The organism is Paracoccus lutimaris, from assembly GCF_003337565.1.
GTDB classification, from domain to species: Bacteria; Pseudomonadota; Alphaproteobacteria; order Rhodobacterales; family Rhodobacteraceae; genus Paracoccus; species Paracoccus lutimaris.
In genome coordinates, this window is sequence record NZ_QPJL01000050.1 from 1 (window position 1) to 10,357 (window position 10,357).

The 10,357-nt window shown below is 62.4% G+C and carries 11 protein-coding genes and 1 pseudogene; all 12 read right to left on the reverse strand.

Going from position 1 to position 10,357, the window contains the following annotated elements:
* Nucleotides 1-152, reverse strand: a pseudogene (locus DFP89_RS19240) (IS256 family transposase); the annotation flags it as partial.
* Between the two features lie 137 nt (nt 153-289).
* Nucleotides 290-1,384 carry an AAA family ATPase gene (locus DFP89_RS19245; RefSeq protein WP_114350937.1) on the reverse strand — a complete coding sequence of 365 codons (1,095 nt, stop codon included), beginning with the start codon at nt 1,382-1,384 and terminating at the stop codon, nt 290-292.
* 306 nt (nt 1,385-1,690) lie between these two features.
* Entirely contained in the window at nt 1,691-3,025 is a 1,335-nt protein-coding gene (locus DFP89_RS19250; protein WP_181870406.1) for a glutamine synthetase family protein, read from the reverse strand.
* A complete protein-coding gene (locus tag DFP89_RS19255) occupies nt 3,026-3,853 on the reverse strand; it encodes an ABC transporter permease (protein WP_114350938.1) in 828 nt (275 codons plus the stop codon).
* Complete coding sequence (locus DFP89_RS19260) at nt 3,850-4,728, reverse strand: ABC transporter permease (protein WP_114350939.1); 879 nt, start codon at nt 4,726-4,728, stop codon at nt 3,850-3,852. The genes DFP89_RS19255 and DFP89_RS19260 overlap by 4 nt, the downstream gene beginning before the upstream one ends.
* A gap of 61 nt (nt 4,729-4,789) precedes the next feature.
* Nucleotides 4,790-5,515: a transporter substrate-binding domain-containing protein gene (locus DFP89_RS19265; protein WP_114350940.1), complete on the reverse strand. Its 726-nt coding sequence runs from the start codon at nt 5,513-5,515 to the stop codon at nt 4,790-4,792.
* Between the two features lie 20 nt (nt 5,516-5,535).
* A complete protein-coding gene (locus DFP89_RS19270) occupies nt 5,536-6,336 on the reverse strand; it encodes an ABC transporter ATP-binding protein (protein ID WP_114350941.1) in 801 nt (266 codons plus the stop codon).
* Nucleotides 6,337-6,451: 115 nt separating this feature from the next.
* Complete coding sequence (locus tag DFP89_RS19275) at nt 6,452-6,910, reverse strand: tellurite resistance TerB family protein (RefSeq protein ID WP_114350942.1); 459 nt, start codon at nt 6,908-6,910, stop codon at nt 6,452-6,454.
* Nucleotides 6,911-6,962: 52 nt separating this feature from the next.
* The gene (locus DFP89_RS19280) at nt 6,963-7,259 is read right to left on the reverse strand and encodes a DUF1330 domain-containing protein (protein WP_114350943.1); all 297 of its coding nucleotides are present in this window, start codon (nt 7,257-7,259) and stop codon (nt 6,963-6,965) included.
* Between the two features lie 373 nt (nt 7,260-7,632).
* On the reverse strand, nt 7,633-8,436 hold the full coding sequence (locus DFP89_RS19285) for a hypothetical protein (RefSeq protein ID WP_147273362.1): 804 nt from the start codon (nt 8,434-8,436) through the stop codon (nt 7,633-7,635).
* 219 nt (nt 8,437-8,655) lie between these two features.
* Nucleotides 8,656-9,564, reverse strand: coding sequence for a polyphosphate kinase 2 (gene ppk2 / locus DFP89_RS19290; RefSeq protein ID WP_114350945.1), 909 nt, complete (start codon nt 9,562-9,564; stop codon nt 8,656-8,658).
* 91 nt (nt 9,565-9,655) lie between these two features.
* Nucleotides 9,656-10,105: a hypothetical protein gene (locus tag DFP89_RS19295; RefSeq protein ID WP_114350946.1), complete on the reverse strand. Its 450-nt coding sequence runs from the start codon at nt 10,103-10,105 to the stop codon at nt 9,656-9,658.
* Nucleotides 10,106-10,357 lie beyond the last annotated feature (252 nt).

The following is a 10,357-nucleotide window of genomic DNA, read 5'->3' on the forward strand; positions in this document are numbered from 1 at the left end:
CTTTCCTCGGCGAACGCGGCGAGGAGCGTTGCCAGCTCGGCCTCAACCGCTTGTTCGATCAGCTTGCGCGCACCCTCCCGGATGAGGTCCGTCAGCGGATCCGGCGAAAACCCCGATGGATCGGGCAGCGTGCTGATGGTAGTCTCCGACATGTGGCATATCCCTTTCTCGGCTGAGAATTGACGGCGTCTGAACACCGCCATGATATGCCGCCCCTCAGGGCATCACCAACTTTCGCGCGTTACTCCATGTCGATCCCTTTCATGTTCATTCGGGCGCGGCGCCGCCATCATCCCGCGCAATAGTGCCGCGTCGGGGCGTTCTGCAGATCGGCAGCCCGGTCCAACAACCGGATGACCGTGCGCAGACTGAGCCGATGCGGCCGCATTGGAGCGCCTTCCAGCGCCTCGACCAGGGTGGCAAGCGCGGTCTCCGACAGGCCGCGCGCGCCACCCTGCCGCCGCGCAAAGCCGATAAGATCGGTCAGGGTCAGCGCCTGCAATCGCAGGGGTGGGCAACGGCTCAGCAGCGGCGCGGGCAGCCTGCTGCAGTCATTCGAGGTCATGACCCAGATCACCCAGCTCATGTCGAACTTCACCTGGTAGTGGGGGCAACTCCAGCGGCGGGCGGACAAGGGCTCCAGCAGCGGCAGCAGGCCCTCGGTCAGCCCGTAGGCGGTGCCCCTGTTCGATGTGATGGTGCCGGCCTTCTCGACCTCGTCCACGACGATGACAGGATGATTGCCGACAAGGGTCTGCAGCACGGTTTCGATCGGCCGGCCGGGATGGGCGCCGCCCCAGCCGCGCTGCGAGCCGACCACGCCGAATGAGGCGCTCTCGCCGGTGGCCTCGATCACGGTGACAGGGGCGGACAGCAACGCGCCCAAGCGCCTTGCCCAGTGGCTTTTACCGATGCCGGGCGGGCCGTCGAGCAGAAGGGGCGGCAGGCGCAGGCCCGGCCAACCCTCGCGGACCGAGCGGCGCATCGCCTGCCAGACGATCTCGGTCGCCGGGGCCATCCATGGCATCTCGACATGGAGGCTGGCCGCCAGCTCGTCGGCCCGGTGCTCGCTGGTGATCGCGACCAGCGCGACACCCTCGCGCAGCGCCCCCAGCCGCTCGCGGTCCTCGCGCTTGAGATGGCTGAGGCCGGACGCCGCCTCACGTCGCTCCAGCAGGCGTTTGGCGCGGCGGGTGATGGCTCGGGTGGTTTGCTCACCGATCAGGAGTTTGGGATCGGCCCCTTCGGGGTCCGGGTCGCTTTTCGGGCACGTCAGGCGGGCCTCGCGGAGCTTGCGCTGATGGTTAAGCAGCCGGTGCTCGATGTGGATCCGGGTCTCGTCGGGGTCGAGAAAGCGGGCTTCGATGAAGGGGACGCGGGACATGGGGGTTCCTTGCCTTGACGCCGCCGTGGCAGCGCGCAGCCATAGCGGCGGGAGCGCTGGCGACGTGTTGAAATCAGAAACCCGGGTTGTCAGCAGGGATGAACCGGCGTGGCGCAAGCGTCAATGGCGGCATTGGAACAAGCGCCAGAAGCACCGGCAGAGAGGCGGCGCTTCTGGCGCTTAAAGCAAGGCATTGATCTTAAATGATTACCGACAGAGCACTGCTTCCAATGGCAGCTTTATCGTTGCCAAAAAGGAAGCAAACCCCCGAAAATGGCAGTTTTATACCGACAGGAATAGGAACAATCAGACCGTATCCAGATACAGCTCGACCGTTTCCTCGTCGGAAAGCTCCGCCATGTAATGCAGCTCCTGCCGTTTGGTCATGACGAAGTTCTCGATCAGATGCGTCGAGAAGATCCGCTTGATCTGCGGGCAGGTGGCGAAGGCCTCAATGGCCTCGCCCCAGGTTGCCGGCAGTTGCGCCAGCCCCTGTTCATAGGCATTGCCGGAGATAGGCGGCGGCGGCTCGGCGCGGTCCTCAAGCCCGTTCAGCGCCGCGCCCAGCACCGCGGCGACGGTCAGATAGGGGTTCACGTCGCCCCCCGCCACGCGATGCTCGATCCGGCGTGCCTTGGGGCCAGATGAGGGGATGCGGATCGCCGAGGTGCGGTTCTCATAGGCCCAGCCGATGCCGGTGGGGGCGTGCGCGTTCGGGACCAGCCGATCATAGCTGTTCTCATGCGGCGCAAACAGCAGGGTCGAGCCGGGCATGGCCTCAAGGCAGCCCGCCACCGCATGGCGCAGCCGGTCCGAGCCTTCTTCGTCGCCATTGTCAAAGATATTGTTGCCCTGAAGGTCGAGGATCGAGAAATGCATATGCATGCCCGAGCCGCTCCAGGCGTCATAGGGTTTGGCCATGAACGAGCCGGCAAAGCCGTATTGCCGCGCCAGCCCCTTGACCAGCAGCTTGAAGAGCCAGGCGTCATCGGCGGCTTTCAGGGGATCGGCCTGATGCATCAGGTTGATCTCGAACTGGCCGGGCGCTGCCTCGGAAATGGCGGTGTCGGCGGGAATGTCCATCGCCTCGCAGGCGTCGTAAAGCGCGGTGAAGAAACGGTCAAAGGCATCCAGTGCCCGCAGGCTGAGCGTCTCGGCCCCGGTGCGGCGCTTGCCGGAACGGGGGCTGGGGGGCACGCGCAACTGGCCGCCGCTGTCGTCGATCAGAAAGAACTCCAGCTCGGTCGCGACGACCGGGGTCAGACCGGCGGCCTTGTAGCGTTCGACGACGCGGGCCAGCGCCTGACGCGGATCGCCCTCATAGGGGCGGCCATCGGGATGGAACATCCACAGCGGCAACAGCCCGGTCGGTGCCTCAAGCCAGGGCATGGGCATGAAGCCGCGCTCGGTCGGCAGCAGCATGCCGTCGGGGTCGCCGGCCTGAAAGACCAGCGGGCTGTCCTCGATATCCTCGCCCCAGATATCCATGTTGAGGACGGAATAGGGGAACTTGGTCCCCTCATGCAGGAGCTTGTCGGCAAAGCGTGCCGGGATGCGCTTGCCGCGCGGCACGCCGTTCAGATCGGCTGCGGCCACGCGGATCGTCTTGACATCGGGATGTTCCCGGAACCAGTCCATCATTCACCTGATCAGATTGGGGCGATAGCGCATCTTGCCGCCGGCGCCCGGCAAATGGCGGTTCAGCCGCCGGTTGAATGCCCCGAAGATCGCGGTCAGGCCCAGCGTCAGCAGGATGAAATAGCCCGCGACGATGGGATAGGCGACAAAGGGGTTAAAGGTCTTGTCGGCAAAATAGCTGGCGTAATAAAGGCTGTCGCCCTGTTGCTTGAAGGCCGGAAAACCCGAAAAGAACACCAGCGTGGTGGCGTGGAACAGGAAGATCGCCTCATTGGTATAGGCGGGCCAGGCCAGCCGCATCGCGGTCGGCCAGGCGACGCGGCGATAACGGGTCCAACCGGTCATGCCGTAGGCGTCGGCCGCCTCAAGCTCGCCCTTGGGCAGGTTCCTGAGCGCACCATAGAAGATTTCGGCGGAATAGGCGGCGGTGTTCAGGATCAGAACCAGAAGCGCCCCGGCCCAGGCCTTGGTCATCCAGCTGGTCTGCACGGTCAGGCCGAATATCTCGATCCCGGCGCGGGGCAGCATGACCAGAATCTGATAGGCCAGAAAGAACTGGATAAAGAGCGGACTGCCGCGAAACACGAAGATGAACCATTCGGCGGGCTTGCGCAGCAGGGCGTGGCGGCTGGTCTTGGCCACGGCCAGCGCATTGGCGATAAAAAAGCCGAAGAACAGCGCCAGCACGCCGAAATAGAGGTTCCAGATCAGGCCCGAGCCGATCAGCGTGATCTGTTCGCACAGGCTGAAGCCGGTGCGCGGCAACAGGTTTTCGCCAAAGCCGATGGCGCGCAGCCCGTAATCCTGAATGGTCTGCAGGCACTGGCTCATGTCGCGGCCTTTCGCATGGCCTCACCGGCCGCCGTTGCCTGACCGGCCGAAAGCCGCGCCCGGATGCGGTCGAAGATGCGCTCCGAGCCCCAGGTCATCAGCAGGTAGAACACCAGAATCGCCAGGAAATAGTAAAGCCGCCAGTCGGGATGGGGGTAGGAATAGGCGCTGGTCTTGGCGCCGCCCAGCTCGCGCGCCCAATAGACGATGTCCTGCACGCCCAGAATGAACAGCAGGGGCGTCGCCTTGATCAGGATCATCCACAAATTGGCAAGGCCGGGCAGGGCATAGGTCCACATCTGGGGGATCAGGATGCGGCGGTTCACCTGCCGGGGCGACATGCCGTAGGCCTCGGCAGTTTCCAGCTGCGCGCGCGGCACCGCGTTCATGGCGCCGTAAAGCACATTCGCGGCAAAGGCGCCAAAGACGACGGAAAAGGCCACGACGGCCAGAAAGATGCCATAGCTTTGATGCACCCATTCCGAGGCGGTCGAAAGCGGCAGCTTGGCCTCGGGGCAGACCAGAAACTCATTGCCCTGCCGGATCGGGACCGAGGGGTCGCAATAGGCCTTGGCGCGCAGCCATTCAAAGCCCTGATCCAGCGCGATGGGCACGAACAGAAAGAAGATGATGTCGGGCACACCCCGCACCATCGAGGCATAGATGCGCCCCAGCCAGCGGACCGGCGCAATGCGTGAACGCGAGGCCAGCGCGCCGCCAAAGCCGAAAAGCAGCGCGATGGGGGCGGTAATGGCCAGCAGCACCAGCACCGTCAGGAAGGAGAGATAAAACAGGATGTGCTTGCCCGAACTCAGGTAGCACCAGAGCCAGGCCAGCCCCTCAAGCGTTTTCGGATCGGCGCATTGGTCGAACATGGGTCACCACTGGAGGCCGCCCGGCACAGGGCCGGACGGCGGGTCGGTTACGGTCTGGCGATCAGAAAACGATGGCTTCTTCGCCGAACCATTTCTTGATCATGGTGTTCAGGCTGCCATCGTCTTTCATCGACTTGATGGCGGCGTCGAACTTGCCTTTCAGCTCGGCATCGGACTGGCGCATGCCGATGGCGATGCCTTCGCCCACCACGACCTTGTCCTGGCCATCGACCCAGACCAGTTCGCCATTCGATTCCTTGACATAGGGGGCCAGGAAGTCCTTGTCGGCAAAGACCGCCTCGGCCTGACCGTCACGGACGGCGGCGATGGTTTCCTCGCCGGTGGCGAATTCGCTCAGCGAGGCGCCACTTTCGGCGACAAAGCCGGCCTGAATGGTGTTCACCTGCGCCGAGACGACGCCCTTGATATTGGCATCAGTCGACAGCGCCGCATAGGCCGAGAGCGGCGGCGGCGTATAGGGCTCGCTGAACTGGATCGCCTTCTTGCGCTCTTCCGAGATGTTCATCCCGGCCATGATCGCATCATAGTTCGAGCTGACAAGGTTGGGGATGATCGAATCCCAGTCATTGCTGACCCAGGTGCATTCCAGCGCCGCACGCTTGCACAGCTCGTTGCCCAGCTCGATCTCGAAACCGTCCAGCTCACCCTTGTCATTGACCAGGTTGTAGGGAGGGTAGGCGCCTTCGGTCGCGATGCGGACCGTTTGCGCCATGCCCATGCCGGTGGTCAGTGTCAGCGCGGCGGCGGCAAGCAGCAGTTTTTTCATTTTTCTCTCCTGTTGGTCGTTCAGTCGGCCATGGTTGCGCTGAGGAACTGGCGCAGCCGGTCGGACCTTGGCGCGCCAAACAGCTGCGCCGGCGGTCCTTCCTCCTCAATCCGGCCTTGATGAAGGAAGATGACGTGATCGCTGACATCGGCGGCCAGCCGCATGTCATGGGTGACCAGAAGCATGGTGCGATGTTCGGATGCCAGATCCTTGATGACGCGCACCACCTCCTGTTGCAATTCAGGGTCGAGGGCGCTGGTCGGCTCATCCAGCAGCAGGGCCTTGGGCTCCATGCAGAGCGCGCGGGCAATGGCGGCGCGCTGCTGCTGGCCGCCCGAAAGCTGTCCGGGCCAGGCATCGCATTTGTCGACGATCCCCACCTTGTCCAGAAGCGCGCGGGCGCGGGCCTCGACCTGTTTGGGGTCGCGCTTCAGGACATGGACCGGCGCTTCCATGACGTTTTGCAGGATGGTCAGGTGCGACCACAGGTTGAACTGCTGAAACACCATCGACAGGTTCGTGCGCAGCCGCGTGACCTGGGCGCGGTCGGCGGGGACGCGCGCCAGCCCGGTACCTTGCCAGCGCACGGCCTCATCCTCGAACAGGATGTCGCCCTTTTGGCTGTCCTCAAGCAGGTTGCAGCAGCGCAAGAGCGTCGATTTCCCCGACCCGGAGGAGCCGATCAGGCTGATCACATGGCCGCGCGGGGCGGTCAGGCTGACGCCCTTGATGACCTCGAGCTGGCCGTAAGCCTTGTGCAGGTCACGGATTTCGATGACGGGCGTGGTGGCCGCGGGGGCGGGATGTGTGCTTTGGCTCATGCGGGTATGAGGCGATATTTGCTGCGCGATTGCAACGGTTTCGTGATTGCCTTTGCAGGCAGGTCCGGGACCCGGCGCGGCGCACCCGAAACGGGCCGGGATCGTGCGGCGGCGCTCACGTTTCGGACAGTCCCATGCCGTCCAGCGCCCTTTGCCGCGCCAGCCCCGAATCGCGGTCATTGATGCCCAGAAGGCCCGCGACCAGCCGCACCAGCGCTTCCTCGTCGGCGCTGCGCTGGCCGTCGGCATAGGCGACCTCCCACATGGCGCCAAGGACGTCATGGCGGTCGGCCAGATCGATGCGTTCCTTGATGGTGCGGGTGAAGCGCACGGTATCGGGGGCCTCGGCCTCGATCATCTCGGCGGCGGCGCGGCGTTCGGCGGCGGCGGCGGTGTCAAGCCCGCGCCGGCGCGCCAGCACCTGATCGATGCGCAGCTTTTCGGCGTCGCCATAGTGGTCATCGGCCCGGGCGATGCGCACGAGCAGCGCGGCGATCGCAACTTCGGCATCCTGTGCGGAGAGGGCCGCGGGCGGCGCGGGGTCCAGAAGACGGCTGAGAAGATTGCGGAACATGGCCCAACCTTACGGCATTTCACCCGATTAACAATATGCTGCCGCCAGTTTGTCAGGCGGTTTCGTAACCTTCGACAATGGCGATATCGGCGAGTGAACAGGGCAGGCGCAGGGCCAGCGCCGCCTGATATTCGGGGCTGTGATAACAGGCGCGGGCGGTCGCAAGATCGGCGAATTCGATCACCACGCAGCGCGGGCGCATCGTGCCTTCGACCACCTCCTGCCCGCCGCCGCGCACCAGAAAACGACCGCCATATTTCGCAAAGGCGGCGGCGTTCGCCTGACGATAGGCCTCATAGGCCTGCGGATCGTCGACGGTGACATGGCCGACCCAATAGGCTTTGGTCATGATGTTCCCCTTTGGCTCTGCGATGGACGGATCATGCGGCAAATGCCGGGCGACGCAAGCCGTACCGTGCGCCAATGGCGTTACGATGCGTGAAGCCGCGCCGACAGAGGATCATGCCTGACAATAGGACCCCAGGCCCGCGGCAATCGGAAATGGCAGGTCAGACGACGCTTGGCGATCGGTCTCGTCACCGGCAGTTTCACCGTGCCGCCCAGCCGTTCCCGACTGCGATCATGGTATGCAGGATGCTTTGGCGATGCGCAGTCCGATATGGCATCAGCCGGAAACTGTATGCGTCCTGACATCACCTTGATGCGGCAAGTTGCACGGCCGCTGCGAATGATGCCGAGAGCTCCCCCTCATTCTATTCATTTTATTTTTCCGGGTTCAGTCTGGCATTGAGATAGTTGAAGAAGCACTTCCATATGAAGTACGATCGGCTGGTCGTCGCAGATTGCCCGGTCGCGTGGTCTTTGAGAAAATCATCCAGTTTTCTGAAGTCTGCGCCGTTAACGGTGATGTTGTTGCCGGTCACATCTATATTCACGTCGACGTCATTGTTGAAAAAGTGTCTTTTGATAAAGCTGACAAAAAGCGTCAAATCCTTGCAAAATAATGTGCCGTATACAATATTGGGCTCGCAGAGTTCTTTGGGGATCGGATAGCTAAGGTTTATGCTTTGGTTGAATTTTCCCTGCGAGGGGGTGCCAAGGGGAAAGCCAAGCAGGCATAGTATAAATGTGCAATACCCGCAATGCGGCTGTTCGGTTTCAAAGTTGGCGGGGTCTACGGTATAAACCTCGCTTCCGTTTACGGTGACGTCGCTACCGGATAGCGTCAAGGTCACGTGTTTATTAGCGATAAGGTGCTCTATCGCGCACATCTCGGAATGTTTCTGGGCGCGTGTCTGGAATTTTATGACGTCGCCCTTCTTGTATTTTATAGACGTCTGTGCGCTTTGAGCGCTCTTCATGTCGTATGGTTTGAAATTTTTCCCTATTTTATTTTCCACCTTTTCGAAGCAGCGCGAGAACTCGGCATCCTCAACAGCATTCGGCGGGCTGGCGGGGTTTTTCAGGAAGGTTTTTTCTCTGAGGACTCTTTGTCTTTTGGGCGGTTGTTCGGAATCAGTCTCATTCTCGCGTTTTGATGGTACGGGATCTGGATTGTCGCTCATTGCGGAGCCTTTCGCGCGGGATCACGGCAAGACATGCAGTCAATACAGATGGCGACGCGGGCTGAACGGAAAAGCCGATGCCGGGCGCCGGCGGCACTGAAATGATACCACATGACCCGGGCGATGTCATGGCGCGTACGGACTGGTCGGTATTGGACAGGTGGTCAGACGCGCATTTGCGTCGGCGGCGCACCGGCATTGCCCGCGCGCCCGCGTCGCTCAGTATCTTTGCGGCACGTAAAGGTCCGAGGGCAGTACCTCGCGTTCGTAATCGGGGTTGAAGACGCGATCGGGAAGTTCGACCTCGGAATGGGGAACCTCGGTATAGGGGATCTGGGTCAGCAGATGCGCCATGCAGTTTAGCCGCGCCCGCTTCTTGTCATTGCCGGGCACGATATACCATGGCGCCTCGGGGATGTTCGTGCGCTCAAGCATCTCTTCCTTGGCTTTGGTATAGGCCTCCCAGCGGATGCGCGATTGCAGGTCCATGGGCGACAGCTTCCACTGTTTCAGCGGGTCATGGATGCGCACCAGAAAGCGCATCTGCTGTTCCTCATCGGTAATCGAGAACCAGTATTTCACCAGCCGGATGCCCGAGCGGATCAGCATGCGTTCAAAATCCGGCACATCGTCGAAGAACTGCTCGACCTGATCCTCGGACGCAAAGCCCATCACCCGTTCGACCCCGGCGCGGTTATTCCAGCTGCGGTCGAACAGCACGATCTCGCCCCCGGCGGGCAGGTGCGGGACATAGCGCTGGAAATACCATTGTGTCTTTTCTCGGTCCGAGGGCGCGGGCAGGGCGACGACACGGGCCACGCGCGGGTTCAGGCGCTGGGTGATGCGCTTGATCGCGCCGCCCTTACCGGCGCTGTCGCGGCCCTCGAACAGCACCACGACCTTTTCCTTGTGATAGGCGACCCAGTCCTGCAGCTTGATCAGCTCCGACTGCAGGCGCAGTAGCTCGCGGAAATACTCGGGGCGCGGCATCTGATTGGGATGGGTGTCGCGATAGATGCGGGCGATTTCCTGCGACAGGACGGCATCTTCCAGCTCAAGCTCGTAATCCTCGTCCAGCGTGTCCTGAAGCTCGGCCTCAAGCCAGTCCTTGGGCATTTGGTCCTGCATTCCGTCCCCTTTCGGTTCGTGCGGGGCATACCGCAACATTATGACAATTCGGTTTACCGGAGCTGTGTTCCCGGCGGCGGAGCGCCTCAGGTCAGAACAGCCCCGCACAGCTGCGGATGATGCCAAAGGCAAAGCCGCCGCCATCTGCGGCCGCGACCGTTCCGCACCAGCGCCCGTCGTTGGAAAACAGGCTTTTGCTGCCTTTCGGGCGATAGGCGACACGCTTACCGGTCACGTCGAACAGGTTCAGCGTGCCCGAGCCGTTCGGGGCGTAATAGCCCACGACCGAGCCGTCATCGGTAAAGATCACCCGCTTTTCATTGGCCGGGTTGGCGGGCGAATTGCCGTAGCTGCCAGAGCGGTTGGCGGCGCTGGCCGCGGAATTGGCCGCTGCATTGGGCGAGTTTTCCTGTCGCGATGGCGCGTTTTGCGGCGCGCCCGGACCAAGGTCAAAGGGCAGCTGCGTCTGGTCGATCAGAAACAGCGGCGCATCGGCCAGGGCGGGGCCGGCGATGAGGGTAAGGACAAGGGCAAGGCGCATGGGCGGGCTCCGGTCGGCATTGCCCGCGATTGTGTCGCAAGCCGCGCCGAATGGGCAAGGGGGGGCGGATCGTGGCCTGTTGACGCATTCTTCAACTTTTAGGTGTCAATGCGACTCGCATCGGCATTCCCCTGATAGTTTCCCTGTCAGTTCATTTGAGATATGCTCGAAAGTTGGTGACGCTTGATCAGGCGGCAGCTTGAATGTGGCGGACGCCGTCGCGGAACTCAACCCCGCTGATGACCTCTGGCA

Coding starts and splice junctions, on each gene's coding strand:
- DFP89_RS19270 (WP_114350941.1), bottom strand. CDS start 6,336: ATGAGCCAAAGCACACATCCCGCCCCCGCGGCCACCACGCCCGTCATC.
- DFP89_RS19275 (WP_114350942.1), bottom strand. CDS start 6,910: ATGTTCCGCAATCTTCTCAGCCGTCTTCTGGACCCCGCGCCGCCCGCG.
- DFP89_RS19265 (WP_114350940.1), bottom strand. CDS start 5,515: ATGAAAAAACTGCTGCTTGCCGCCGCCGCGCTGACACTGACCACCGGC.
- DFP89_RS19285 (WP_147273362.1), bottom strand. CDS start 8,436: ATGAGCGACAATCCAGATCCCGTACCATCAAAACGCGAGAATGAGACT.
- DFP89_RS19295 (WP_114350946.1), bottom strand. CDS start 10,105: ATGCGCCTTGCCCTTGTCCTTACCCTCATCGCCGGCCCCGCCCTGGCC.
- DFP89_RS19250 (WP_181870406.1), bottom strand. CDS start 3,025: ATGATGGACTGGTTCCGGGAACATCCCGATGTCAAGACGATCCGCGTG.
- DFP89_RS19280 (WP_114350943.1), bottom strand. CDS start 7,259: ATGACCAAAGCCTATTGGGTCGGCCATGTCACCGTCGACGATCCGCAG.
- DFP89_RS19245 (WP_114350937.1), bottom strand. CDS start 1,384: ATGTCCCGCGTCCCCTTCATCGAAGCCCGCTTTCTCGACCCCGACGAG.
- DFP89_RS19260 (WP_114350939.1), bottom strand. CDS start 4,728: ATGTTCGACCAATGCGCCGATCCGAAAACGCTTGAGGGGCTGGCCTGG.
- ppk2 (WP_114350945.1), bottom strand. CDS start 9,564: ATGCAGGACCAAATGCCCAAGGACTGGCTTGAGGCCGAGCTTCAGGAC.
- DFP89_RS19255 (WP_114350938.1), bottom strand. CDS start 3,853: ATGAGCCAGTGCCTGCAGACCATTCAGGATTACGGGCTGCGCGCCATC.